This is a genomic window from Streptomyces sp. NPDC057438 (assembly GCF_042802995.1).
Lineage (GTDB): Bacteria > Actinomycetota > Actinomycetes > Streptomycetales > Streptomycetaceae > Streptomyces.
In genome coordinates this window covers 13,784-40,233 of the sequence record NZ_JBHVDD010000041.1, presented here as the reverse complement: position 1 = coordinate 40,233, position 26,450 = coordinate 13,784, and the positions used below count along the sequence as shown (strand labels likewise).

Here is a 26,450-nt window from a genome sequence, read left to right as displayed (position 1 = left end):
CAGAGCCTCGGGGATGGAGTGAGTCCGTCACGGGACGGTGTCACACGCGCTGTTCGGTGTACCGGACCCGGCGGACGAGGACCTCCCGAGACTCGGTCCACAGGCCGACCAAGCGCCCGGTGAACCCGCCCGCCACTTCGGTGGAGAGATAGCGTCCGTCCAGGCGGGCGAGGACATCGGTGCCGGTTCTGTCACCGATGCCCAGTTCGATGTCGTCCGGTCCGTTCCAGGTCGGCGCCGTGGAGCGGATGCGGAGGCTGACAGGGGAGTCGGGCAGCGGGCCGGAGCCGAGGGTCGTCTGGATCTGTCCGATCCGTGCGACGGCGGTGACTTCGCCGTCGGCGACGCGCAGCCCGTACCAATGAGCACCGTCGAGCCGTAGCGCGACGGTGAACGCACCCTCCCCTGGATCGACGAGGAAGTCGGCCTCCCAGTGGTCTCCGCCGACCCGGGTGAACAGGCCCGAAGGCTCGCCGGTCTCGCTCGGCGTGTGACGCACGACCACCCCTTCCGGCACGCTGCGCACGAACCGGTCGGGACGCTCCCCTGGCGAGACCCACCTGAGATGCGGTTCGGGTGCGGAGAAGTCGTCCTCGAAGTCCCGCTGCCCGGTGGGGACGCCTGCGCTCGCCGGCTCGAAGTGTGGCCAGTCCTCCACCCAGGAGACGTCGGCGAGGAACGTCTCACGCCCGTTGACGTGGAAGCGCGGACTGCGGCCGCGCGGTCGTGTCCCGAGATACACCGCCGCCCACGTCCCGTCGGGGCGCTCCACCAGATCGGCATGACCGACGTTCTGGACGGGATGAGCCGTGCTGCGGTGGCTGAAGACCGGATTGTGCGGGGCTGCCTCGAACGGCCCGCGGGGACTGCGTGAGCGTGCGACCGACACCACATGGCCCCGGTCGGTGCCGCCTTCGGCGATGACCAGGTACCACCAGTCGCCGCGCCGGTAAAGGTGCGGCCCCTCGGAATGGGCCAGGCCGGTGCCGTGCCAGATCCATCGCGGCCGCTCGAGGACCACGCCCTGCTCCAGATCGACCGCTACCTGCCTGATGCCGATCTCGGTCTCGGACCACGAGCAGTAGGTGACCAGGCACGTTCCCTCGTCGTCCCAGACCAGGTCCGGGTCGATGCCGTCGAGTTCGGTCAGGCACACCGGCGCCGACCACGGCCCGGTCGGGTCGGTCGCGTGGTGGACCTGATGACCACCGCGAGCATCGTCGATGTTCGTGGTGGTCAGCCAGAACCGTCCCCCGTGATGGCGCAGCGTCGGAGCGTAGATGCCGCGACTCGACGGCGACCGGCCTGCGGGGAACTGATCGTCCCTCGTCAGGGCGTTGCCGATCTGACGCCACGACACCAGGTCCCGGGATTGCCAGACCGGGACGCCGGGGCTGTACTCGAACGACGAATTCGCCAGGAAGTAGTCCTCGCCCACTCGGCACACCGATGGATCGGGATACATCCCTGACAAGACCGGGGCGGTGGCCGCGTCGGCGCTCCTACCGCCTTCCGGCAGCAGCGAACTCATGCGAAACACTCTCCTTGGTTCGAACCCGGGCTGATCAGCACCTGTTCGGACGTGTTCGGGCGGTGGGGCGTCACTGAGGCTCGGCCGATGTACCGGCCCGGCGAGCCGGGTCGTAGGCGCGCAGGAAGCCGCACATGCCCAGGGTCTGCCGGGGCGGTTGGGCGATACGTGAGACGGTCGCTTTGTACAGGTGGTTGAAGTCGCCGTTGCGCAGCGAATCGATCTGCCGCAGTGCCGCCTGTGCGGCGGCCAGCGCACCGTCGTCGACTGTCTTCTCCCAGGCGTCCAGGCGCGGCCGGACGAGTCGCACGGCTGCCGCGCAGAAGTCCTCGTAGGCCGAGCGGTTGCCGCGCCGCCACTGGTGCGTCAGCTCCCTGAACCCCTCGATGGCCAGGTCCCTGCGTGCCTGGGCGCGCTCGGGGTCGGGGGCCCCGTCGGCGTCGAGGAGCGAGGCCGCGTCCGGATAGGTATCGGGGGAGAGGTGCGCGGGCGGGAAGGTCATGACTGCGTCGCCCGCCTCAGGAAGGCCGCTGTTCTGCATGACGACGATCACGCGCAGGTCTTCGTCGTTGATGGCGCGGTGGATCGTGCCAGGGGTGAACCAGACCGTGTCTCCGGGGTGCAGCTCGGTCGTCGTGTGTCCCTTGTAGTCGAGGGTCTCCAGCCGGCCGTGGCCGCTGACGACGACGTAGCACTCCGAGCAGACGAGGTGCATGTGGGGCGAGCCGCCGTGTTCGTCGTCCGCCGTGGGCCAGGGGTACACCTCGAGCTGGCTCAGTCCCACGGCTCCGGGAAAGTCGGGCAGGCCGGTCACGGCGTGAACCTCTGGGCGATCGGCTCGAGTTCACGGCGGTCCACCATGCGGTCGATGAACACGAAGCGGTGGCTCAGGGACAGGGTCTCACCGGGCTCGAGCTTGATCTCGGTGTCGAAGGCGGGCGACGGGTTGAGGCAGGCGAAGGCACTGCTGCGGGCGAACCACTTCAGCGGGACGGCGGCCGTGGTGGTGCCGGCGTAGGCGAGGACCGTGGCACCGCCGTCGATCTCGTCGTGCTCGCCGGTGATGGCCGCCCAGGCGCCCTGGGTGCCCATGACGGCGTCGCCTTCATGACCCCCGTCGGCGATGACGTCCGCGCCGGTCCATGCCCGGGGCCCGCGCCAGAACAGTCCTGTGTAGCCGGCGTTGGGGCGACCGTGCGTGGTGGGGCTGCCCAGTTCCAGGGGCTCGTGGTGCACGTTGGTCAGGGCGGCGGTGAAGTCCAGCGCCCAGACACCGTCGCCGGTGTCGGCGCTGTGGAAGCGCAGGGTGCGGGTCTCGTCGATCCACACCTCGTCACCGGAGGCGAACCAGTCCAGGCCCTGGACGACCGACACCTCGCTGCCGCTGTCGTCCTGCCGGTCGAAGGCGCGGTGCACCTGCTGGCCGTGGTTCTCGTGCCAGACGTAGCCATGGCCGGGCGCGCCCTGTTCGAAGGTGGGCCCACCCCAGAAGTTGTCGCCGGACAGATGCGACCAGGTCATCTGCAGGCCCTTGTGCCAGCGATGGTCCCAGGGCCGGTAGACACCCACGGGCGCACCGGACAGGGTCTTCAACGGGTAGAGATACGGCTTGGGGGATTCCTCGAGAGGACTGTCCGGCCGGTAGACGTACGTGGCGAGGTCCGTGCCCGCGGCCGACACCACGAACTCGGTCCCGGCGTCGTCGTAGTCGATCCGGAAGTGGCTGTCAGACACCGGTCTTCTCCTTGTGGGCGTTGTCCTGGGCGGCCGCGAGGCGACCGCTCATGGAGTGGTAGAAGGGGTTGTCCGGCGTGACCATGTCCGGGGTGATGGGACGTCCGGTCGTCGCCGACTGGTACAGGGCGGCGATGAAGGCCAGGACGCGGCGGCCGTCATCACCACTGGCTTCGGGGCGTTGCCCGGCGCGCAGGGAGCGCAGCAGCAGGCGCAGTTGCGCGGCGTGCGAACTGGCCTCGTCGTCGAGCGGTGCCCCGAGCTCGGCGGGCGTTGCCTTGGCCCGGTGTGGTGCGGGGGTCCACGTCCAGTGGGAGTTGTCGTAGCCGTAGAGGTGGGACAGCTCGACGGTGGCCTCGGGGAAGTCGAAGCGCAGGTAGCTGGTCTCGCGGGGGGAGAGGAGGCTGTTGACCATGGACACCATGGCGCCACTGGCGAAGCGGACCATCGCCATGGAGACGTCCTCGGTCTCCACGTCGCGGGCCAACGTGCCCATGGCGGCGCGGACTTCGGTCCATTCGCCCATCAGGGACAGCATGAGGTCCATCTGGTGGATGCCATGGCCCATGGTGGGCCCGCCGCCCTCGGTCTCCCACTTGCCGCGCCACGGGACGTCGAAGTAGGCGTCGTCCCGGTACCACAGGGTGTGGCAGACACCGACCAGAGGAGCGCCGAGGCTGCCGGTGCGGATGTGCTCCCGCAGGGCACGGGCGGCGGTCCCGAACCGGTGCTGGAAGACGTAGGAGACGTACGGGCCGCCCTCGCGCTCGTGGGCGGCGACGGCGTCGTACTCGGCCACCGAGAGGGTGGGAGGCTTCTCGCACCACACCGACGCGCCGGCGTCCAGGCAGGCTGTGATGGCCTCGCCGTGGGCGATCGGGGGCGTGCAGACGACGACCAGGTCCGGGTGCTGCTCCTGGAGCATCCGGTCGAGGCTGTCGTAGGAGGCGGGAATGCCCCAGCGGGCGGCGAACGCCTCGGCGCGCCGCAGGTCGACGTCGACCACGGCGATGACGGTCGCCTCGCCGCTCTGGGCCTGGACGGCGGGCATGTGGCAGCCGTCGGCGATGTTGCCGGCACCGACGATCGCCACCCTCGCGGGCTGGCTGTACTCAGTCATGTGGCTCTTTCGTGGAAGCTCGGGCGGTGCCTGGGCGCGGCACCGGGGGGTTCGTCAACCGCTGACGAAGAAGGTCGGTTCGACCTGCTCAGCCCAAGGCGTGCACGCGTGACCGTGCGGTCGAGGGGAACGGCTCTGTCGGACGAACTGGGCTCTCGCCGATACGAACAGGGCGGCAGCCCGAACGTAGTGAACGGTCACCTTCGTGGTCAAGAGTTGCGTAGTGATCGTTCACATTTTGCGTGACGCACTACCGGGAACGCCGACCGGACTCAGCGGTTGACCGGGCCGCTCGACCCTCGCGGCACGAGGTGGAACAGATCCGTCACCTCGGACTTCGGCTCGGGCTCGCCGCGCAGGAGAGCGAGCAGCGACAGCATCGACTGCCGGCCGACCTCCTCCTTGTTGATGTGCACCGTCGAGATGCTCGGCGAGAAGTACCGGGTGAACTCCTCGTCGTCCCAGCCGAAGACGCTCATCTCCTCGGGCACCCGCGTTCCGCGGTCCTGGAAGCCGCGCAGCACGCCCAGTGCGACGTAGTCGTTGGCGGCCAGCACGGCCGTCACGCCGGAATCGGCGGGCAGGTCCCGCGCGGCCTCGTAGCCGGAGCGCACGGACCAGTCCCCGTCGACGACGCCGTAGGACTCCAGGCCCAGTCGCTCGACCGCCTCCACGTAGACCGCCCGCCGGTTGCGTGCCGAGGCCCAGTCCTGCGAGCCGGCGACGTGGAGGAACCGGCGGTGTCCCTGGTCCGCGAGGTGACGCAGGATCTCCTCGGCGGGCCGTCCGTCGGCCAACCGTCCCCGGGACTGGAGTTTGTCGTCGTACTCGCCCAGCACCACCACGGGCCACTGGCCGGCGCCCCGGCCGCCGGCCAGGGCCCCCAGCGGCACCAGCGACAGCACCCCGTCCGCCTGCCGGGCCTCCAGCAGGGACAGCACGCTGCGGGCGCGCCGAGACTCGCCGCCCTCCAGCCCGACGACGTCGGTCACGTACCCGGCCGCGTGCGCCGCGGACGAGGCGCCCCTCAGCAGGGGAATCGGAACGAAGCCGCTCAACTCGGGCAGCACGATGGTGATCCGGTGGGACCGCTGGGTGCGCATCGATCGCGCCATGAGGTTGGGCCGGTAGTCCAGCTCGGCGACGGCCCGCTCGATGCTCGCTCGCGTCGCCGGCTTCATGCCGCTGTCGTTCTTCAGGAACCGGGACACGGTCTGGTGCGACACGCCGGCCCGTTTGGCGACCTCCCATATGGTGGGCCGCTTCCTCTCCGGGGTGGAGGCCGCCCCCGGACCGGCGGCCTTCGCGGCGGGCCGACCGGCCTTCCGTGCCCGCAGAGGGCGCCCCGCCTGCTCGCACAAAAACTCCAGCAGCTCCGCGCCGGACGCGTCCGCGGGTAGTCCGTAGGCACCGGCGAAGCCCGCGACCCGTGGCGCGAGGTCGTCGACGCGCACGAAGCCACGGGCGGCGGCTTCGGCGACGAACGTGCCCGTACGGGCCGCGTCGGCACGGGCTTGGAGCAGGTCGACGACGGTACGCGGCACGGTGGTCACGGGCAGCCCGTCGACGACGGTGATGTCCCCGGCGTCCATGGTGGCGCGGTGCAGCACGACGGTCTCGTCACGAGTGGTACGGCGGGACGAGACCGTCAGCTCCACGAAGTCGGCGGACCGGCCGCCCAGGCCGTGCACCGCGCACGCGGAGGTGTGGGAGACGACGCCCGCCCCGGAGCCGTCCGTACGGCGGTCCCGCGCCGGGGTCCCGGGATCCAGCCGCAGCCACGCCACCTTGATCCTGAGGTGCTCCGGCTGGGGAGAGGCGGCCAGGCGGTACACCCCGTGGCCCACACTCTCCAGCTCCCCGGACCGCTCCAGCCGCAGGAGCTGGACGCCCTGCACGCCGTCCAGCTTCGCCTGCGCGGTGGTCACCAGACCCCACTGGCCGGCGGCCCTGGCGTCCAGAGCCCGCAACACGTCGGCCTGAGTCATGCAGCAATCATTACACGGGCACCCTGCGCCGTCCTCTTCCCCGCGTGGACCGCCTTTCCGGCCTCGCGGGGAAGGGACGGCGGGGGCGGCTACCTCGGCTGGAACTCCCAGACCGTGTTCGCGTCCTGCGTTCCGGTGTTCCACTTCGCCTCACCCGCGGAGTTCCCGTACAGGTAGGCCCTCCCGGTGTGGGTGTTCCTGACGCGGAGCCCGCCTGCCGCAACCCCTTCCAGGTTCCAGAGCGAGGCGTCCGCGACAGTGCCGGTGTTCCATATGACGTTGTTGTCGGTGGCGGCGGCTTCCAGGTAGAAGCGTCCCGTTCGCGCGTTCCTCATGGTCCAGGACCCTGACGAGTCCTTGGCGACGATCCAGTCCTGGTCGTCGTAGACGGTCGCGGACGAGAGGATGACCGCACCGTCCGCATCGGTGTCGAGGTACTTGCCCGAGGACGTGTTCCTCAGCTTGTACCGCGCGCCGCTGACGAGGTAGGCGACCCGCACGCACTCGCCGGCCGCCAGCGCGACGACGGTGTCCCCGGACACGGTGCTGTACGCCTTGGTGCCGGACTTCACCCAGTTGTCGTTCACGTCGTACCGGCCGGTTTCGACGGACCGTACGACGCCGATGGTTCCCGGCAGTGTGAACGTGGCCTGGGTCGTGGTGGTGAAAGCGAACTCGGCCGCACCGCGCCTGACGCCGAACGCCTGCGCACCGCTCGATGTCGTAAACGTGATGTTGACGCCGCCCACGGGCTTGGTGGCGGTGACGCTGGCGGTCGCGCTCCGGTTGAATGTCTGCAGGTCGGTTCCGCCGCGTTCCACCGGAAGCTTGCTGGCGAGGTCCCGGTGGATCTTGTTCAGCACGTGGTTGAGTCGGGCGACCTTGTCCGAGACGGCCTTGCGGGTGACCACCTTGGTGGTGGGGTTGAAGTCGTACAGGCCGTGGTTGCTGCTGCCCGTGCTGGAGTCCGGGTCCAGGGCGGCGTACAGATTGAAGGCGGTGTTGCCGGCGATGCCGTTGAACTTCTCGACGTCCGCCGCCGGGGTTCCTCCGAAGTTCTCCATGATCATGGGGAAGTTCTTCCCCTGGGCCCAGACGGCGTCCCTCCCGTAGTTGTAGAGCGTGTCGAGGCCCGTGGTGTACGGGTCCTTCCCGAAGAAGTCGATGGTCGCCGTCCCCTGGGCCCTGAGGACCTCGTTCTCGGCGACCGGCACGGTGTCCCCGCTGCCGGCGATATTGGTCCGGGTGTACACCGAGTGATCCGACTGCTTGATCACCTGTCCCAGCTGGGTCAGATAGTTCAGCAGCACATCCTTGCGGAACTTCGTCGCGTCGGTGTACCCGCCGCTGTTCCAGCGGCCGGTGCTGTAGGTGCTGTAGCTCCGGTCGATGGACTGGCCGCCTTGCTGCTTCGACACGTTCGGTTCGTTCAGCACCTGGATGCCGACGACCGTGTGAGCGGTGTCGGCGGACGCGAGGTGGGTCATGAGCCGGCCGAGTACGAACTTCTCCCTGGCGAGCAGGTTCGGGTCGGTCTTGTCCAGGAGAGGGTTGCCGTTCAGGGTCAGCTTGGTGCCGTCGGACCTCACCACGGCCTGGTAGTCGTTCATCACGTAGGCCGGCATCCGGGCCGCCAGGGACGAACCGGTCGATTCGTGGCCGAACCACAGGAGCTCCAGCTTGAGGCCGAACTCCCCGCACCAGGCCAGGTACCGGTCGATGTCGGTGAAGTCGAAAACGTCCTTCGAGGTCTCCACCTTCGACCACCAGATCGGGATGTTCACCACGGTGAACCCGTCGTCGCGGATCATCCCGAGCGCAGGCTTCAGCTGGGCGTCCGTCCAGCCGAACGTGTACTTGTGCTTCTCGTACCGGAACTGGACGCCACTGTGGAAGAAGGGCTTCCCGTCGACCATCAGGGTGATCTTGTCGTACGTGGACTTCGATGTGTCGACGTGGGACACCACGCCGCCGGCCGCGGCAGCCCGCGGGAGGCCGCCGACGAGGTTCAGCGCCATGCCCCCGAGGGCTGCCGCCCCGCTCGTGGCGAGGAATCTGCGGCGCGACCAAGGGCCGGTGTTCGACTTCATTGCACTACCTCCGTGTCAGGTGAACTTCTGCCGGATAGTGAACGATCACGATTGAGGGTTCGACGGTGCCCGTCAGGAACCTTCGAGGCAGGGGGGTCGGGCGCGGCGTGATCGAGCCGACAGGCGATGGCGAGGCCCTGGCGATCAGATGGCGGCCGAAACCAACGATGGCGCACATAAGACTGGCTGAAACGCTTGTGTGTCAATGGTGTGAACGGGGAGAGTTGCTTCGCAGTCCAGGGCCGGTCGGCTCAGGTCGTACCGGTGGGACCCCCATGTAGTGAACGATCACCCGCAGACATCTTGACCGCTCAGGTGAACGATCACTATGTTGCCCCTGCTGCTCTCGGACACCTCGTCCTTCCCGGTACTTCGTGGCTTTTCTGTGCGGCCCTCGGGCCGAGTCGCGGCCGGGCCCCCTTCCTCCCCGCCGGGCACCGGTCGGTATCACCAGAGATCAAGGGAGATCACGTGTATACGGTCATGCGCAGAACGGGCCGTCGGCCCCGAAGATGGGCCGGCTCCCTGGCCGCCGGCATCCTGCTCCTCGGCACCTTCCTCACGGCTCCGGCCGCCACCGCCGCCGAAACCCCGGGCGCGACGTTGATCGACGAGACCTTCGACGCTCAGACGACCCCCGCGAACTTCGGTTTCCCGGTCGGGGCCGCCATAGGAAACGGCGTACTGGACGTCACGAAGGGCATGGGCAACTACACGACGTCCGTGCGGCCGTTCTCGTCGTCGATCACCCAGGAGAAGACGCTCGACCTGCGGTTCGACTGGAAGACGGCCATCAGCAGCACCGGGATGAAGACCGGTCTGGAACTGCGCGACAGCGCCGGACGCCTGGTCTTCGGCATGGCCGCGACCAGCGCGGAGTTCCGCCACGCCGCGACCGGTCCGGACGCGGACTCCACCTCCGCCCCGGACTCGCTCAATCCCACCTGGACCAAGATCAGCTTCGACCGGGCCAAGTGGTACACGGTCGATCTGCACATGGACTTCACCCTCGGCAAGGTCCAGTACACGGTCACCAGCAAGGAAGCCGCGCCGAAGGTGCTGGTCTCCACCACGAAGAGCATCACGGGACAGAACCTGGCGAAGCTCGTCGCCTGCAACTACTACGGCACCGGTGTGCAGTCGATCGACAACGTCCGCCTGACCCGCCCCGCGAACCCCGCCTACGGCTCCCTCACCGGCTCGTCCGTCTACGCCTTCGGTGACAGCATCGTCTACGGGCACCAGTACGCGCGCAGCTTCGTGAACTTCGTCGCCGAACGCGAGGGCATGACGCTGACGAAGTACGCCCGCAACGGCGCGACCGTGGGACCGGCGCCCACCGCCATCGGTGGACAGATCCTGAACCAGGTGAAGTCGGCCAGCTCGCAGGCGCCCGACTTCGTCGTCTTCGACGGCGGCACGAACGACGCGATGGAGATCCACGACTCGCACACCTACGAGGTCGGCACCGTCAGCGGCTCCCAGGACCCCGCCACCCTCGACCCCGGCACCTACGCCGGGGCACTCGAAACCACCATCCACACCATGCGGCAGAAGTGGCCGACCGCCCAGCTCGTCTACGTGGCCGCCCACAAGATGGGCTCGCGCGACTGGGACACCCAGCTCGCCCTGCGCCAGGTGCAGTTGCAGACCGCCCAGAAGTGGGGCGTGGCGGTGGCCGACGTCTTCGGGGACGCGACGCTCGACACGCGCGTCGACGCCCAGAGGGTGGCGTACACCTTCGACGGACTCGTGGGCGGTTACCCGGGCAGCGGCGGCAGCGGCACGCATCCGAACATCGCCGGTATCACCGACTTCTACGTCCCCGTGCTCTCGTCGGAACTGTCCCGGCTGGCCGACACGACGACGATCGAGGCGCGGCACTCCGGCAAGTGCGCCGAGGCGGTCGGCTCCTCGACCACGGCCGGCGCCGCGATCGAACAGGCCGGCTGCTCGGGCGGTGACGATCAGCGGTGGCAGTTGCACGACGTCGGCGGGGGCTACTACCAGATCTTCTCCCGGCACTCGGGACTGTGCCTGGACGTGGCCGGCTCCTCCACGGCGAACACGGCCGCGATCGTCCAGCAGACCTGCGACGGCCGCACCAGCCAGCAGTGGCGGCTGAGCGAGACCGGCACCGGCTATGTCGAGATCATCGCCCGTCACTCCGGCAAGTGCCTCGACGTGGACCGGGCCCTCGCGACGGACGGCGCCCGGCTGCTGCAGTACACCTGCTGGAACGACGAGTCGCACACGAACCAGCACTGGACCGTGCAGGTCTGACATGAGGAACGGGAGCCGCCGGGTGACGGCGGATTCGGCGGCCGGCCGCACGGTCCGGACAGGGACCATGCGGCCGGCCGGGCCGGACGATCAGCGGGGCAGCCGGGCTCGACCGGCCGATGCGGTCGGCTCCGGCGAGACGGCCAGAGGAAAGGGCCCGGCCTGCCATGGAGAACTCGGCAGTACAGTACCGATGGGCGTGGAGATGCGGCGGGGGGCGGCACGGTGGACGTGGACACGGGACCGGAGAGAGCGGAGCGGGACGTGAAACGGCCGAAGCCGCCGTCCAGAAAGCGTCCCACCATCCTCGACGTCGCGGCGCACGCGGGGGTGTCGCATCAGACCGTCTCGCGCTTCCTGCGGGGCAACGGTGGCATGAAGCCGCAGACGGTGGCCCGCATAGAACAGGCCGTGGCCGAGCTGGACTACCGGCCCAACCTGGTGGCGCGGTCGATGCGAACCCGCAAGTCGAACCGCGTCACCGTGGTCCTGCCGGCGATGACGACCTTCGTGCCCTCGCAGATCCTTCGGGGAGCGTCCGCCGAGGCACAGGCGGCCGGTTACCTGCTGGACATCGTCGGCCTGGAAGGCGACGAACGGGTCAGGGGCGACCGCGTCCGCGCCCTGCTCGACTCCGGTCAGGCCGAAGGAGTGCTGACCTTCACCCCCATCGGCGACCTGGAGAAGCTGGGGCTGGACCACACTCCGACCGTCGTCATAGGTGAGTACGACGACCAGATGCGGTCCCACGGAATCACGGCTGACGGCGAGCCGGCCGCCATGATCATCGATCACCTCGTCTCCCTGGGCCATCGGCGTTTCGTCCATGTCGCCGGCAGCACGGACTGGATGTCGGCACGCAAGCGACGCGAGGTCTATCTGCGGACGGTCGCCGAGCGGGGCCTGGAGAACTACGCCGTCATCGACGGTGACTGGTCCGTGCGGTCCGGATACGACGCGGCCCAGGGCCTGTCGGCGGACTCCGGTGTCACCGCGGTCCTCGCTGCCAACGACGACGTCGCCATGGGCGTGATCCGTGGCTTCCAGGACCGCGGGTGGCGCGTCCCTGAGGACGTGAGTGTCTTCGGCTGGGACAACCAGGAGTTCACCGCGTACTTCAACCCGTCCATCTCCACCGTGGATCTCGACCGCGAGGCCCTGGGCCGCCGGGCCATGCGGGCCCTGCTCGCCCGCATCCGCGAGGAGGCCGAGCCGGAACTGCATCTGGACCTCGACTGCCGCCTCGTGCTGCGCGAGTCGTCCGGACCGGCGAGGACGAACCACACCATGTAGCCCGTCGGCCCCACCAACCGGCCGTCGTACAACGGGCGTCCGGGCGCACATACGCGCCCGAACCCCCGTCCGCACCGCGCGGAACACACTGCCCCGGCATGGTCGCGCGCGGTGGCGTTCCGCTTCCGTACCGGTCCGGAACCGGTGAAGTCGCACTAAGTACCCAAGTGTTATGCAGAGACCTCTTGACCGAGATGTGGCCGGTTACTACGCTCGCCACGTGAACGTTCACTATTGCTGACGCACACAGCCCTCGACTCGGCGCGATGCTCGCGGTCAACCCCGCGGATCAGCTCGGCACACCGAACCAAGGCTCCAGCGTACGTTCACAGAACCCCTGCCACAGCCGCTGCAGCCCACCTGGGTTCGCCATGAACCAGGCCAGCTGCAGGCAGCCGGATCGCAAGTAACTTTCGCGGCCCGCAAAGCAGCCGAGTTGTGCAGTTGGCCGCCACGCGGCGAAACAGCCGACGTCCCACGCCGGCTTCCTGAGACGACGTTTCCCCCGTCTGGGCGCACCGCCCAGTGATGGCAGCAGAGGAGCCCCACCATGACCCACTCGTCCCGTCCGAGCAGACGCTCTCGACTCCGTGCGGTCGGCATGACCTGTTCGGTCTTCGCCCTCGTCCTGTCCGCGGGCTGCGCCGCGGACTCCTCCGGCAGCGACGGCGGCAAGACCGTCATCCGGTTCAACTGGTGGGGGTCGGACGTCCGGCACGAGCAGACCAAGCAGATGATCGCGCTGTTCGAGAAGGAGCACCCGAACATCAGCGTCCAGGTCGAGTACTCCAACTGGGACGACTACTGGAAGAAGCTGTCGACCAGCGCCGCGGCCAGTGACATGCCCGACGTCCTGCAGATCACGGACCCGTTCATGTACTCGTACATCGACAACGGGCAGCTGATGGACCTGAAGAAGGTCAAGGACGTGCTGAACACCGACAAGCTGCCCCCGAACTCGATGTCGATGACGACCGTGAAGGGCGGCCTCTACGGCGTCCCGGCCGGCGACAGCGCGTTCGGCGTCGCCGTGGATCCGGCGGCGTTCAAGAAGGCCGGTGTGCCCATTCCGGACGACACCAAGTGGTCGTGGGACGACTACGTGAAGACCGCCACCGCCATCGCCGAGTCGAAGGCGAAACTGGTCGGCAGTGTGATGCCTCTCTACCCCAACATGGTGGGCCCGTGGCTGCGGCAGCACGGTGAGGACTACTGGACCGAGGACGGCAGCGAAATAGGTTTCACCGAGAAGACCATGACCGGCTACTGGGAGTGGGTCGTCAAGCTGCGTGACAGCGGTGGCACGACCAGCCCCGAGGCAGCGGTCGAGGCCCTGGCCTCAGGAGCAGGCATCGAGCAGAACCTGGTCGCCCAGCACAAGGCGGCCATGACCGAGATGTCCGTCACCCAGCTCGGCGCGCTGGAGGCCGCCAGTGGGCGCGAGACCAAGCTGCTGCTCTTCCCCGGCGAGGACGGTGCCGCCCAGGTCGGCGCCTACACCAAGCCCGGCGTCTTCTACGGGGCCTCGGCACGGACGGAACACCCCAAGGAGGCCGCGCAGCTGCTCGACTTCCTGGTCAACTCCCCCGAGGCCGGCAAGATCGGGAAGTTCGACCGCGGTGTTCCCGTCAACCCCGACGTGCTCAAGGCGATCACGCCCGAGTTGTCCCCCGCGGAGAAGCGGATCGCCGACTACCTGCGCCGTGCCAACGCCCTGAAGCCGACCGCGGTGCACCTCCCCAACGCGGAGGCCGGTCCTGCTGTCCCGGAGATCTTCCAGCGCCTCAACGAGGACGTGCTGTTCGACCGTCTGTCGCCGAAGGCGGCGGCCAAGAAGTTCATCTCCGAGATCAAGTCCCAGCTCTGAGCTGCCACATGTAGTAGCGCTTCCGGAAGGAATCCCCGCTGTGTCCGATCCGCGCACGAACGATCCGCGCATGAACACCTTTCGCAGTCGACTGCCTGGAGTCGTCTACGGCGGGGACTACAACCCGGAGCAGTGGCCGAGGGAGGTGTGGCAGGAGGACGTCCGGCTCATGCGAGCCGCGGGCGTGCGACTCGTGAGCCTCGGCGTCTTCTCCTGGGCCGTGCTGGAGCCGGCCGACGGTGAGTTCGACTTCTCATGGCTCGACGAGATCATGGACCTGCTGTGGGCGAACGGCATCCACGTCAACCTCGCGACGCCGAACGCCGCGCCACCTCCGTGGCTCGCCACGGATTCTCCCGAGATCCTGTCGGTGGACCGGCAGGGAGTGCGGCACGGCATCGGCAGTCGAGGACACTTCTGCCCCTCCTCCCCGGTCTACCGGGACCGCAGCCGGCGCATCGCCACCGAGCTGGCCGGGCGGTACGGGAGCCATCCGGCACTGGCCATGTGGCACATCGGCAACGAGTACCACTCCGACTGCTTCTGTGACCTGTGCGACGACCGCTTCCGCGAGTGGCTGCGGCAGCGCTACGGCACCCTCGACGAACTCAACCACCGGTGGGGCACCGAGTTCTGGAGCCAGCGCTACGGCGACTGGTCCCAGGTGCACCTGCCCCGACCCGTGCGCGGCTGGGTCAATCCCACCCGTGAGCTGGACTTCTCCCGCTTCACCTCCGACCTCCTGCTGGAACTGGTCACGCGGGAGCGTGACCTGCTCCACCAGATCACCCCCGATGTGCCGGCGACCACCAACTTCTTCGGGTGCCGACTGACCGACAGCCACCGGTGGGCGAAGGAACTCGACGTCGTCGCCTTCGACTGCTACCCCGACCCCGGCAAGCCCCACTCGTCGACCGTCGCCGCCTTCCAGTACGACCTGATGCGCACCCTGCGCGGCGGGCAGCCCTGGATGCTGATGGAACAGGCGGCCGGCGCGGTGAGCCAGTGGAAGACCAACCAGGTCAAGCAGCCTGGCCGGATGCGTCTGGGCTCCTACCAGGCCGTCGCCCACGGCTCCGACGCGGTGATGTTCTTCCAGTGGCGGGCCTCACGCCAGGGGCAGGAGAAGTTCCACTCCGCGATGCTCCCGCACGGCGGAGAGAAGACACGGACCTGGCAGGAGGTCAAGGCCCTCGGCAACGAACTGCGGGCCATCGACGAGATCGCCACAGCGCGCACCAGCGCCCAGGTCGCCATCGTCTGGGACTGGCAGAACTGGTGGGCCGTGGAAGGCTGCGCCCACCCGGACAACGCCTTCGACTACCGGGACACCGTCGCCCGGCACTACCGGGCCCTGTGGAACAGCCAGGTCGCCGTCGACGTCGTCACCCTCGACGACGACCTGTCGCCCTACCGCGTCCTGGTCGTCCCCAACCAGTACCTGATGACACGTCAGCACAGTGCGGCTGTGCACAGGTTCGTGGAGGACGGCGGCCATCTCGTCGTCTCGTACTTCTCCGGGATCGTCGACGAGGACGACCGGATCGTCGAAGGCGGATATCCGGGGGCCCTGCGCGAGGTCATCGGCGCGCACGTGCAGGAGTTCTCTCCGCTGCCCGCCGAGGCCACGGTGCCGGTCCGGGCGGCAGCCGAACAGACCGCCCTGACCGGTTTTCTCGCGACCGCTTCCCTATGGCAGGACGACCTCGAAACCGAGTCCGCCCGACCGCTCGCCGTCTACGGAAAGGGGCATCTCGCCGGCAGAGCCGCGGTGGCCGAGCACGAACTGGGCCAGGGCCGCGCCGTGTACGTCGGCACACGTCTGGACGACGACGCCCTCGAGGCCCTGGTGCGGCACGTCCTGGACCGTGCCGGGGTGCGACCGGTGCACGCCGCACCACGAGGCGTCGAGGTCACCGAGCGACGGACGGACACGGATGTGTACCTGTTCTTGCTGAACCACCGGCAGGACAAGGCGACCGTCACCCTCGACCGCCGCGGAACCGACCTGATCACCGGACGCCGCCTGGAGGCCGGGCAGACGCTCGTCCTCGACGCGGCGGACGTCGCCGTCGTGCGCAGTCCGCTGTCCGCATCGCAGCACGCCGAGCCGTCGTCGAGCGACTCCTGAACCCGCACCCGAACCAAGAACCCGAGGACGATGACTGTGCTCCGCAGCCCCCTCAGCCAGGCGGCCAGAAAAGAAGAACGGACCGCATGGGTCTTCCTGTTGCCGTGGTTCGTCGGCATGGCCGGCGTCACGCTCGGCCCGATGATCGCCTCGCTGTACTTCTCGATGACGGACTACAACCTGCTGAGCTCTCCCGAGTGGGTGGGCTTCGAGAACTACAGCAAGATGCTCGACGACCCCCGATTGCGCACATCCCTGAGCGTGACCTTCGCCTACGTCGCCCTGAGCGTGCCGTTGCTGCTGGCGGTCGCCCTCGCCCTGGCGATGATCCTCAACCGGGGCATCAGGGGACTGGCGTTCTACCGGTCCGTCTACTATCTGCCGTCGCTCCTCGGTGCCTCGGTCGCGGTGGGCATCCTGTGGCGACAGGTCTTCGGCACCGACGGCCTGGTGAACAAGTTCCTCGGACTGTTCGGCATCCACGGGCCCGGCTGGATCTCCAACCCGGACACCGCGCTGTACAGCCTCGTCGTCCTGCACGTGTGGACCTTCGGCTCTTCGATGGTGATCTTCCTGGCCGGTCTGCGGCAGATCCCCGAGCAGTACTACGAAGCCGCCGCCCTCGACGGCGCCGGCCGCTGGCACCAGTTCCGGCACGTCACCGTGCCACTGCTCACCCCGATCATCTTCTTCAACCTCGTTCTGCAGGTCATCAGCTCCTTCCAGTCCTTCACCCAGGCATTCGTCGTCAGCGGGGGGACGGGAGGTCCCTCGGACTCGACCCTCTTCTACTCGCTGTACCTGTACGAGGAGGGCTTCGGCCGGCTCCACATGGGCTACGCCTCGGCCATGGCGTGGCTGCTCGTGGTGGTCGTCGGTGCCCTGACCGCGATCAACTTCTACTTCAGCAAGAGATGGGTGTTCTACGGTGACGGTAAGTGAGATGACACTCCTGAAGGCCGAAGACACTCCTTCGCCTGCTCCGACCCCTGCGCCTGTTCCCGCCGCGCAGCGCCGTAGGAGGGCGGCTCGTGTACGCGCGCTCACCAAGCACGTCGTGCTGATCGCCTTCGGCCTCGTGATGGTCTACCCGCTGTTGTGGATGATCGCCAGCTCGATCAAACCGGACGCTCTCATCTTCCGTGAGCCCTCCCTGCTGCCTACGGAGACCGACTTCGGCCACTACTCCGACGGCTGGAACGCGCTGTCGCACCCGTTCGGGGTGTACTTGATGAACTCGGCGACCGTCGTCCTGGGGGCACTGCTCGGCAACCTGGTCAGCTGCTCCATGGCGGCCTACGCCTTCGCGCGGCTGAAGTTCCGCGGACGGGCGTTCTTCTTCGGCATGATGATGCTGACCCTGATGGTGCCGATCTACGTCCTCATCATTCCGCAGTACGTGATGTTCTCGGAGATCGGATGGGTGAACACGTTTCTCCCGCTGATCGTTCCCAAGTTCCTCGCCACGGACGCCTTCTTCATCTTCCTGATGATCCAGTTCTTCCGGAGTCTGCCCACCGAGCTGGACGAGGCGGCCAAGATCGACGGAGCCGGGTACTGGCGCATCTACTTCCAAATCCTGCTGCCCATCTCGTTGCCGGCTCTGGCCACCACCGCCATCTTCACCTTCATCTGGACGTGGAACGACTTCCTGGGCCAGTTGATCTACCTGACCAAACCGGAACTGCAGACCGCACCCGTGGCCCTGCGCAACTACGTCGACGCCACCAGCGGGGCTTCATGGGGATCGCTGTTCGCGATGTCCGTCGTCACGCTGATTCCGGTCTTCATCGTCTTCCTCGTCGGCCAGCGCTACCTCGTCAAGGGAATCGCCACCACGGGAATGAAGTAGCTCTGGTCCGGGCCAAGTAACCCCAGGCCGGGGAGCCCAGCGAATGGCGTCGTTGTCGCAGCGCGGACGCCCCACTGATGGTCGTTGGCGCACGGGGGCACGGCGGATTCGCCGGCCTGCTCCTGGGATCGGTCGGCCAGGCCGCCCTCCATCACGCCCACTGCCCGGTCACGTGGTGCCCTCCGACCTCTGACTGCCTCACCAGCGGATGCGGCGACGCACCTCGAGGAGCACCGCTGTCTCGCTCGCTTCATCCGCGTATCCATTTGCAGTCGCCAACTGCGGTGTTCGTGGCCGTGGCGGCGTCCGCGTACACGAACTCCAGTGCCCGGCAGTCCTTCGGGGACGGTGCCGCCTGGCAGACCGTGGCCGTGACGGCGTTGGTCGGGGAGACACACGCGTCGGACGGGTGAGCTTCTTACTGCCGACCTCCACCGTCGAAAAGTCGGTGACCGTCGAGTCGTCGATCGCGGAGGCCGACGAGTACAGCGTGCAGGTCACCGCCGAGATGGGTGGCCTGCCGGACGGCACAGGGCCCGGCTCCGTCGCAACACCCTCGCTGCGACCAAGGGCACGCCTGTCTGTACGCCCTTATGCGGTGAGGTTGTGGTTGAGGAGTTTGACGGCTGTGCTGATGGAGCCGGGCATGAGGTGGCGGTAGATCCTGAAGGTGATCTCGATGGTCCTGTGGCCCATCCACTCGGCGACGTCGGTGAGGGGGATGCCGTGGGTGAGGCAGTTGGAGGCGAAGAAGTGCCGCAGGCCGTAGACGACCATCCCGTCAGGGATGTCTGTCTGGCCGGCCTTCTTGATCCGCTGCCACTGGTTGGCGATGTGGTGGTGCGGGAACGTCCGCGTGGGGTTGCTGGGACGGCACAGCCACCGGTCAGAGCCTGCGGACCACACGGGTGGCGATCGTCGCGTACCCGATGCCGAGCGCCAGGGAGGCGAGGAGAGCGAGGACGGGGAAGTCGTCGCGGAGGAGCGGGTAGACCTGGAAGTGGGTCAGGTAGATGTAGAGGGAACTGCTCGCCAGGACGCCGGCGACGCGGTTGAGCGGGCCCAGACTCGGCAGCGTCGGCACCCAGACCAGCAGGGTCAGGCCCGCGATGACCAGGAGGGTGCGCTGCGGCTGGTCCTGGAACAGGCCGGGCGTGGTGAGGAGAAGGATCGCCGTCAGCAGCAGCCGTTGCCGGACGCTCGTCGCCCGCGCCGCAGCCCAGCCCAGCGCGAACAGCCAGAACACCACGGCCGGGCCCAGGTGGAAGCGGGCGGGCGCCAGCCCCAGCAGGTCGTAGCGGCCGACCAGGCCGATCGCCACCAGCGCGAGCGGCACGCCGAAGGGGTGGCGCCTCTCCAGGCGGTCCAGCAGCGGTACGGCCAGCAGCGCGCCCAGCACGACCAGGAAGTAGACCAGGGCCTCCACGAACCAGTAATGCCACTCGTGGCGCTCGGTGCCCTGGTCGAGGAAGCTGTTGAGCAGCAGCGCGTTGGCGGGGTCGTACAGGCCGGTCAGCAGGACCGCGCCGGTGATCCACACCATGCTCGGGAGCGCTATGCGGGCGACGCTGCGCCACAGGTGGCGCAGGCGGTCCTGGTGTTCGGCGGCGGTCAGGTGGAAGCGGGCGAAGTTGAAACCTGCGACGCCGATGAGGATGTGCGCGCTGCCCTGGAGGGTGAAGACGGGGATGTGTGAGCCGACGACGAGCACGATACCGATCGCCCGTAGCACGATCCCGGTCTCCAGGGAGCGTCGGGCGCCACGAGTTCGGGAACCGTGGACGGCCGAGTGCGTCGGACGGCGCCGTCCGCCCCACCGTGGTGGGCGGTCGGTGGTCTCACCACGCTCTCCGGCCGGGCTCGTCTCCAGAGCCGCCGGCCGTTGCCGCGACTCCGGTGCGAGGGATGGCAGTTCGCGGATCGGCCTCGTGTGCCAGTCCGTGGGCAGCGTGCCGAGAGCTTCCTCCAGCCGTAGCGACATTTCCACGTAGCAGAGCGAGTCGCCGCCCAGACCGACGAAGCTGCTGTCGTCCGTGACGTCGTCGCGATCGAGTATCTCGGCGTAGAGGCTCCGCAGGACGGCTCCCGGTTCCCCCTTCGGTGGGTCGACGGCCGGGTCCGCGCCCGCGACGCCCGCTCCCGGGGGCCCGGGACGTGTGAGGCGGCGTACGGTGTCGTAGTCGGGTTTTCCGCTGGCCAGGCGGGGCAGTTCCGCGACGAGGCGTACCTGGACCGCTCGTTGTGGGATCCCGCATTCATGCGCCACCAGACGGCGCACGCGTATTTCGCCGGATGCGCTCCCGAGGCCGTCGATCCTTGCGGCCACGGCCAACGCGTCCCCGTCGCCCGTGCAGAACGCGGTGATTCCGTGCCGGTCCAGCAGGGTCTCCACGCGCTGAGGATCGATCCGCAGGCCGCAGATTTTCGCGAACCGGCTGCGGCGCCCGACGATCTCGTACAGCCCGTCGGGTGCGCGCCGCGCCAGGTCGCCCGTGTACAACTCCCGGACCGTACGGCCGAGTGCGAGGTCTGCCGGGCCCTGCGCGTAGCCGAGCATGACGTTGGGGCCGGAGTAGACGAGTTCGCCGACGTCGTCCGTCGCGGCGCCGCTCCCGCCGGTGCCCGGCTCGGCCGGGGTGTCGACGGGTGCCAGGCGGAAGGAGCCGCCGGGGATCGGCACGCCCACGGCTTCCGGGCGGGCGGCGGCGAGGTGCGGCGGCAGATAGGCCATGCGGGCCGTCGCCTCGGTCTGCCCGTACATCACGAAGAGTTCCCAGCCGGCGCGCCGTCCTTGTTCCGCGTAGCGGGCGACCCGGTCGGGTGCCAGCCGGCCGCCCGCCTGGGTGACGCGCCGCAGGTGCGGCAGATCCATGTCGGCGAAGCCGACGCGGTCGAGGAGGTCGAAGGTGTACGGCACTCCGGCCAGCGATGTGCCGCGGGCTGAGCGGAACTCCTCCCAGAACTCGGCGTCCGCCACGGAGCGGTCGGTGAGGATCAGCGCGGCACCGCACACCAGGTGGCTGTGGATGACGGACAGGCCGTAGCAGTAGTGCGGCGGCAGACTCGTGACCGCTCGGTCGGTGTCGGTGATGCCGAGGTACACGGCGATGGACGCGGCGTTCGACTGCACGTTGTCGTGCGAGAGCCGTACGAGCTTCGGCGAGCCGGTCGATCCGGACGTGCTCAGCAGCAGCGCGAGGTCGGGGTGGAGGGTGTGGGCACTGCCGGTCCTGCGTTCGTCGAGGGACCAGTGTCCGCGCTCGTCCTGACGGACCACCACGTCCGGGTCGTACGCCGTCGTCAGCGTGTCCACGGTGCTGTCGCTGTCGCCGGGGACGAGCAGGACGGGGTGTCCGGCGGAAAGGGCGGCGAGATGGACGACCAGGGCGTCGACGTGGTTGGCGCCGGTTAGCAGGACGAGGCGGCGGATCGGGCCGAGGCGCTCCGCCATGGCGGTGACCCGGCGGGCGAGCTCCCGATAGCTGAGTGCACCCGAAGAGGCGATGAGTGCGACGCGGTCGCCATGCGCGGCAAGCCGGCGCGCAAAGGGCACTCCGCGCGGCCGGGAGGACGGTGCCGGCAGAGGGCCCGGAGCCGTGAGAGGGCTCCAAGCGGGCAGGACGGCGGGAGTCACGAGGGGGCCGGCGATCGGCGGGGGGCTCGGAACCGAGGTCCGGGAGGGAGCGCGAAGCGGTTCGGGCGGGGAGATCACGGGCGCGCAACCTTTCTGCGGCAGCGTCCGCAAATAGCACAGATCCCTTGACGGTTAGGCAAGCTTTACCTTATTCATAGCATGTTCACAGTTGGCTTGAAAGCATCAGTTCGCCGCCCGCCGACCGACCCCGCGCCCAGCGGTTCGCCGGTGGCCCCGCAGGAAGGCACATCACCATGCGACGCCCCCTGGCTCGCCGGATCACCGCGCTCGTCGCGGCCGGCCTGCTGCTCCCCGCCCTCGCCGCCTGCGGCTCCGACGACGACAAGAGCACGGCCGGGGAAGGGGGCGACTCCACCCTCGTCATCTACTCCGGACGCAACGAGAAGCTGGTCGAGCCGCTCCTCGACAAGCTGGAGAAGGCGGTGGGCAGCAAGGTCGAGGTGCGCTACGGCGACAGCGCGGAACTCGCCGCCCAGATCCTGGAGGAGGGCGAACGCACCAAGGCGGGACTGTTCTTCTCCCAGGACGCCGGCGCCTTGGGCGCCCTCTCCAAGGAGGGCATGCTGAAGAAGCTCCCCCAGTCCTCCCTCGACGAGGTGGACGCGGCGTACCGTGGCGGCGCCGGCGACTGGGTGGGTCTGTCCGGACGCGTCCGGGTGATCGCCTACAACCCGGACGACCTCACCGAGGGTCAGGTTCCGGACAGCGTCCACGACGTGGTGAAGCCCGAGTGGAAGGGCAAGGTCGGCTTCGCGCCCACCAACGCCTCTTTCCAGGCCTTCGTCACCGGCATGCGCGTCCTGGAGGGCGACGACGCCACGCGCGAGTGGCTGACGGACCTGAAGGCCAACGGCGCGAAGACCTACGCGCACAACCTCGCCACCCTCGACGCCATCGAGGCCGGTGAGGTCTCCCTCGGCCTGGTCAACCACTACTACTGGTACGAGCGGGTCGCCGAGAAGGGCGAGGACAAGGTCAACGCCAAGCTCCACTTCCTGCCCGGCAAGGACCCCGGCGCCCTGATCAACGTGGCGGGCGCGGGCATCCTGAAGGACAGCGGGCAGACCGGGGCCGCGCAGAAGGCCGTCGACTACCTGCTCTCCAAGGACGCGCAGACCTACTTCGCCGACACGACTAAGGAGTACCCGCTGGCCGCGGGCGTCACCAGCACCGTCGAGGGGCTGCCGCCGTTCGAGTCCCTGCAGTCCCCCGACATCGACCTCGGCAAGCTGGACTCCCTCCAGGAGACCCTGGCGATGCTCCAGGACGTCGGGCTCGTCTGACGGTCGTGCACACCACCGCATCCACGGCACCCCCGGCCGGCGCGGACGCCCCGGCCGGGCGCCGGCGTGTCCGTACCGGCCGCGGCGCTCCCGCCGACTCCGGACGCCGACCGCCGCTCGTCCTGCTCGTCCCCGCCTGCGTCGCCGCCCTGTTCGCGCTGCTGCCGCTCGGCTACCTCGCCGTGCGCGCCCTCGAACGAGGGCCCGCCTTCGCCTGGGACGTCGTCGCCGACGAACGCACCCTCGCCCTCCTGGGCCGCAGCCTCGGCCTCACCGTCGTGGTCGTGGCGGCCTGCCTGGTGCTGGGCGTCTCCCTCGCCTGGCTGACCGTGCGCACCGCGCTGCCCGGTGCCCGCGCCTGGTCGGTGCTGGCCACGCTGCCGCTCGCCGTGCCCAGTTACGTGGCCGCGTTCACCTGGCTGGCCGCCGAGCCCGGCCTCGCCGGGTTCGGCGGCGCCGCGCTGGCCCTGACCCTCGTCAGCTTCCCGTACGTCCTCCTGCCGGTCGCCGCCGCGCTGCGCGGCATGGACCCGGCTCAGGAGGAAGCCGCCCGCTCCCTCGGACACGGCCCGCTGCGCACGTTCCTGCGCGTCACCCTGCCCCAGCTGCGTCCCTCGGCGGCGGGCGGCGCCCTGCTCGTCGCGCTCTACGTGCTCTCCGACTTCGGCGCGGTCTCCCTCATGCGCTACGACACGTTCACCCGTGCCATCCACACCTCCTACCGCGCCTCCTTCGACCGCACCCCGGCCGCCGCGCTCAGCGTCGTGCTGGTCGTGATGACGGTGGCCCTGGTCGCCGCCGAGGCCCGTACACGCGGACGGGCCGGACACGCGCGGACCGGCACCGGCACCGCCCGGCCGGCGGTCCCGCTCCCTCTCGGCCGGTGGCGGCCGGTCGCCCTGCTGTGGTGCGCCGCCGTGGTCGCCATGGCGGTCGTCTTCCCGCTCGCCACCCTCGGCTACTGGCTGACCGCCGGCACCTCCGCCACCTGGGACCTGCCCCTCCTCGCCGACACCGCGGGCGCCACCCTCGGCGTCGCCGCCGCAGGCGCCGCCCTCACCACGGTCCTCGCCCTGCCGGTCGGGGTGATCGCGGCCCGGCACAAAGGGCGTGGGGCACGGCTGCTGGAGCAGTCGGCGTACGCGGGCCACGCGCTCCCCGGCATCACGGTCGCGCTGGCCCTGGTCTTCTTCGCGGTCCGCTACGCCTACCCCCTCTACCAGCGACTGCCGTTGCTGGTCGGCGCGTACGCCGTCCTCTTCCTGCCCGTCGCGGTCGCCGCGACCCGGGCCGCGGTCCTCCAGGCGCCGCCCGTGCTGGAGGACGTGGCCCGCTCGCTCGGCCGGCGTCCCTGGCAGGTGCTGCGCGAGGTCACCGTGCCACTGGCCGCGCCCGGGGTGGCGGCGGGGGCGGCCCTCACCTTCGTGGTCTGCATGAAGGAGTTGCCGGCCACCCTGCTGCTGCGCCCGACGGGCATGGACACCTTGGCCACCCGGCTGTGGACCGAGACGGGCGCCGGCTCGTTCGCGGCGGCGGCCCCCTACGCGGCCGCGCTGATCCTGCTGGCGGCCGTTCCCTCCTACCTCCTTGGCAGGCACCGCCCATGAACGCTCTCCGGATCGAGGGCCTGACGAAGTCCTACGGCCCCGACGCCCCCGTCCTGCGCGGCCTCGACCTCACCGTGCCGTCCGGTTCCCTGGTCGCGGTCCTGGGCCCCTCCGGCTGCGGCAAGACCACCATGCTCCGTGTCGTCGCCGGCTTCCTGCGCGCCGACGCCGGCACGGTACGGCTCGGCGACCGGGTGCTCGGCGGTCCCGGGGTCCACCTGCCGCCCGAGCGCCGCCGGATCGGCATCGTGCCGCAGGAGGGCGCGCTGTTCCCGCACCTCGACGTGGCCCGCAACGTGGCCTTCGGCCTCAAGGGCGCCGACCGAACCGCACGCCGGGACCGCACGGAGGAGATGCTGGACCTCGTCGGCCTCGCCGGCTACGGCGACCGCATGCCCCATGAACTCTCCGGCGGCCAGCAACAACGCGTCTCCCTGGCCCGAGCCCTGGCCCCGCGCCCCCAACTGGTCCTCCTGGACGAGCCGTTCAACGCCCTGGACAGCGCCCTGCGGGCAGGCGTACGGGCGGACGTGCGCGCGGCGCTGCGGGCGACGGGCGCGACGGCGGTCCTGGTCACCCACGACCAGCAGGAGGCCCTGTCCACGGCGGACCTGGTCGCGGTCGTCCACGCGGGCCGGGTCGTCCAGTGCGCCACGCCCCAGGACCTCTACCGCCGGCCCGCGGACCCCTGGGTGGCGGCGTTCGTCGGCGAGGCGGTGCTGCTCCCCGGCACCACCAGCGGCGACGGGACGGCCGACACGGCACTGGGCCGCGTCCCCCTCACCGGCCCGCCCTCCGGCATCCGGGAGGGCACGGTCCTCCTGCGCCCCGAACAACTCCGGCTCACCGTCCCCGACACCGAGGGTGCCGTCCCGGGCCGGGTGACCGACATCCGGTACTACGGCCACGACGCCATGGTCACCGTGACCGTCCCACACCACGCCTCGCCCATCGACATCCGCGTCCCGGGCCAACCACCAGTGGGGCCCGGCGAGGAGACGGGGGTACGGGTCGTGGGCGAGGCGACGCTGCACGACACCATCACGGCATCTCCGTCGGCGACCGCAGAGGGGCCACGGTCGTCGCCGAGCGCCTGAAGCGGTGAACATACGCGCTGCACCCTGCCCGCCGAGGTGACCGCCCTGCCGTGCCCGGACGGAACCGCCGCGCCCGAGCATCTTCGATGTTGACCGGCGAACCTCCCCGGGGTGGCTCGGCCCGCACCACGGCCGCTGACGCGGCTCGGATCGCGAACGGGAGAGGCTCCTGCCGGTGGCAGGAGCCGTCACCCCGACCCGACAGGACCACAGGGAGCCCCCGACCCGGCCTACATGTTCTGGAACCGATCGGACGGTCGCAGGAGGAGATCTCTCGTCCGGTGACGGACACTCCGCACGCATGCCTGGGCGGAGACCGGTCGCCCTGCGCGTCAGGTCCGGTACCGCGGCCGCTCGCCGCGGTACCGGACCTGGCCGGACGCTACGCGACCCCCCTCGCGCTTCGGCAGTTGTCCTCGCGGCTGCCCCAGTACTCGCAGACAGTGACGTAGACGTAGAACCCGTCGGCGAAGAAGTTTCCGAAGTCCGCGGTGCAGCTGCCGTTGTTGGACGGGTCGCGCAGGATGACCGCCATGGTGCCGCCACGGGGGTCGGTGCCGGTCACGGTGGCGACGACACCTCGGTCATTGGAGTCGTTGTCGCACACCGTGATCTTCTCCATCGACGGATAGCCGGCCAGGTCGGCGTCGAAGAACACCGCGCCGCTGCCGCCCTCCGTGTAGAGCCAGCCGACGTTCTGGGGCGGCACCGCGGCATTCGCCTGCGTCCCGACCCCGAACACCACGGCCGACACCGTGCAGACCACCAGACTGAATCGTTGCACCCACTTCATCGACTTTTCCCCCTTACCGGTCCGGGACAAGATCGCCACACCCTAGGGAAAGTTCCCGGCTCACGTCACCGTCCGCGGGGAAACTGGCTGGATCTGACGTCCGCATGTCCGCGGCGCGTCCACGGT

18 protein-coding genes and 1 pseudogene are annotated in these 26,450 nt (G+C 69.3%); 10 read left to right on the top strand and 9 right to left on the bottom strand.

Going from position 1 to position 26,450, the window contains the following annotated elements:
* Positions 1–40: 40 nt before the first annotated feature.
* The 6 genes from ACFU5F_RS22555 to ACFU5F_RS22530 all read right to left on the bottom strand — a co-directional run bounded on the left by ACFU5F_RS22555 (position 41) and on the right by ACFU5F_RS22530 (position 8,463).
* Positions 41–1,531 (bottom strand): family 43 glycosylhydrolase, encoded by a 1,491-nt coding sequence (locus ACFU5F_RS22555; protein ID WP_383890074.1) that lies wholly within the window; start codon positions 1,529–1,531, stop codon positions 41–43.
* Positions 1,532–1,601: 70 nt separating this feature from the next.
* A complete protein-coding gene (locus tag ACFU5F_RS22550) occupies positions 1,602–2,345 on the bottom strand; it encodes a cupin domain-containing protein (protein WP_383890071.1) in 744 nt (247 codons plus the stop codon).
* Entirely contained in the window at positions 2,342–3,265 is a 924-nt protein-coding gene (locus tag ACFU5F_RS22545) for a PmoA family protein (RefSeq protein ID WP_383890069.1), read from the bottom strand. The genes ACFU5F_RS22550 and ACFU5F_RS22545 overlap by 4 nt, the downstream gene beginning before the upstream one ends.
* The gene (locus tag ACFU5F_RS22540) at positions 3,258–4,385 is read right to left on the bottom strand and encodes a Gfo/Idh/MocA family protein (RefSeq protein ID WP_383890066.1); all 1,128 of its coding nucleotides are present in this window, start codon (positions 4,383–4,385) and stop codon (positions 3,258–3,260) included. The genes ACFU5F_RS22545 and ACFU5F_RS22540 overlap by 8 nt, the downstream gene beginning before the upstream one ends.
* Positions 4,386–4,657: 272 nt before the next feature.
* Positions 4,658–6,373, bottom strand: a complete 1,716-nt coding sequence (locus ACFU5F_RS22535) for a substrate-binding domain-containing protein (RefSeq protein ID WP_383890064.1) — start codon at positions 6,371–6,373, stop codon at positions 4,658–4,660.
* A gap of 89 nt (positions 6,374–6,462) precedes the next feature.
* On the bottom strand, positions 6,463–8,463 hold the full coding sequence (locus ACFU5F_RS22530; protein ID WP_383890061.1) for a DUF4978 domain-containing protein: 2,001 nt from the start codon (positions 8,461–8,463) through the stop codon (positions 6,463–6,465).
* 471 nt (positions 8,464–8,934) lie between these two features.
* Here ACFU5F_RS22530 and ACFU5F_RS22525 point away from each other — a divergent pair, with 471 nt between their 5' ends.
* The 7 genes and pseudogenes from ACFU5F_RS22525 to ACFU5F_RS22495 all read left to right on the top strand — a co-directional run.
* Complete coding sequence (locus ACFU5F_RS22525) at positions 8,935–10,746, top strand: RICIN domain-containing protein (RefSeq protein ID WP_383890059.1); 1,812 nt, start codon at positions 8,935–8,937, stop codon at positions 10,744–10,746.
* Positions 10,747–11,010: 264 nt separating this feature from the next.
* On the top strand, positions 11,011–12,039 hold the full coding sequence (locus ACFU5F_RS22520) for a LacI family DNA-binding transcriptional regulator (RefSeq protein ID WP_383890056.1): 1,029 nt from the start codon (positions 11,011–11,013) through the stop codon (positions 12,037–12,039).
* A 550-nt stretch (positions 12,040–12,589) separates the two neighbouring features.
* Positions 12,590–13,906, top strand: coding sequence for an ABC transporter substrate-binding protein (locus ACFU5F_RS22515; RefSeq protein WP_383890053.1), 1,317 nt, complete (start codon positions 12,590–12,592; stop codon positions 13,904–13,906).
* A gap of 70 nt (positions 13,907–13,976) precedes the next feature.
* Positions 13,977–16,037: a beta-galactosidase gene (locus ACFU5F_RS22510; protein WP_383890050.1), complete on the top strand. Its 2,061-nt coding sequence runs from the start codon at positions 13,977–13,979 to the stop codon at positions 16,035–16,037.
* A 30-nt stretch (positions 16,038–16,067) separates the two neighbouring features.
* The gene (locus ACFU5F_RS22505; protein ID WP_149830988.1) at positions 16,068–16,979 is read left to right on the top strand and encodes a carbohydrate ABC transporter permease; all 912 of its coding nucleotides are present in this window, start codon (positions 16,068–16,070) and stop codon (positions 16,977–16,979) included.
* Between the two features lie 115 nt (positions 16,980–17,094).
* Positions 17,095–17,889 carry a carbohydrate ABC transporter permease gene (locus ACFU5F_RS22500; RefSeq protein WP_383890047.1) on the top strand — a complete coding sequence of 265 codons (795 nt, stop codon included), beginning with the start codon at positions 17,095–17,097 and terminating at the stop codon, positions 17,887–17,889.
* Between the two features lie 68 nt (positions 17,890–17,957).
* A pseudogene (locus ACFU5F_RS22495) lies at positions 17,958–18,302 on the top strand (universal stress protein); the annotation flags it as partial.
* 178 nt (positions 18,303–18,480) lie between these two features.
* Here the strand turns inward: ACFU5F_RS22495 and ACFU5F_RS22490 are convergent.
* Positions 18,481–18,795, bottom strand: coding sequence for a tyrosine-type recombinase/integrase (locus ACFU5F_RS22490; RefSeq protein ID WP_383890044.1), 315 nt, complete (start codon positions 18,793–18,795; stop codon positions 18,481–18,483).
* Positions 18,776–21,442, bottom strand: coding sequence for an AMP-binding protein (locus ACFU5F_RS22485; RefSeq protein ID WP_383890042.1), 2,667 nt, complete (start codon positions 21,440–21,442; stop codon positions 18,776–18,778). The genes ACFU5F_RS22490 and ACFU5F_RS22485 overlap by 20 nt, the downstream gene beginning before the upstream one ends.
* A 335-nt stretch (positions 21,443–21,777) precedes the next feature.
* Between ACFU5F_RS22485 and ACFU5F_RS22480 the strand changes: the two genes are divergently transcribed.
* The 3 genes from ACFU5F_RS22480 to ACFU5F_RS22470 are packed head-to-tail and all read left to right on the top strand — an operon-like array spanning position 21,778 to position 25,531.
* Positions 21,778–22,827 (top strand): iron ABC transporter substrate-binding protein, encoded by a 1,050-nt coding sequence (locus ACFU5F_RS22480; RefSeq protein ID WP_383890039.1) that lies wholly within the window; start codon positions 21,778–21,780, stop codon positions 22,825–22,827.
* Between the two features lie 5 nt (positions 22,828–22,832).
* Positions 22,833–24,434 (top strand): ABC transporter permease, encoded by a 1,602-nt coding sequence (locus tag ACFU5F_RS22475; RefSeq protein ID WP_383890036.1) that lies wholly within the window; start codon positions 22,833–22,835, stop codon positions 24,432–24,434.
* Positions 24,431–25,531, top strand: a complete 1,101-nt coding sequence (locus ACFU5F_RS22470; RefSeq protein ID WP_383890033.1) for an ABC transporter ATP-binding protein — start codon at positions 24,431–24,433, stop codon at positions 25,529–25,531. The genes ACFU5F_RS22475 and ACFU5F_RS22470 overlap by 4 nt, the downstream gene beginning before the upstream one ends.
* 382 nt (positions 25,532–25,913) lie before the next feature.
* Here the strand turns inward: ACFU5F_RS22470 and ACFU5F_RS22465 are convergent, their stop codons facing one another.
* On the bottom strand, positions 25,914–26,324 hold the full coding sequence (locus tag ACFU5F_RS22465; protein WP_383890031.1) for a hypothetical protein: 411 nt from the start codon (positions 26,322–26,324) through the stop codon (positions 25,914–25,916).
* Between the last annotated feature and the right edge of the window lie 126 nt (positions 26,325–26,450).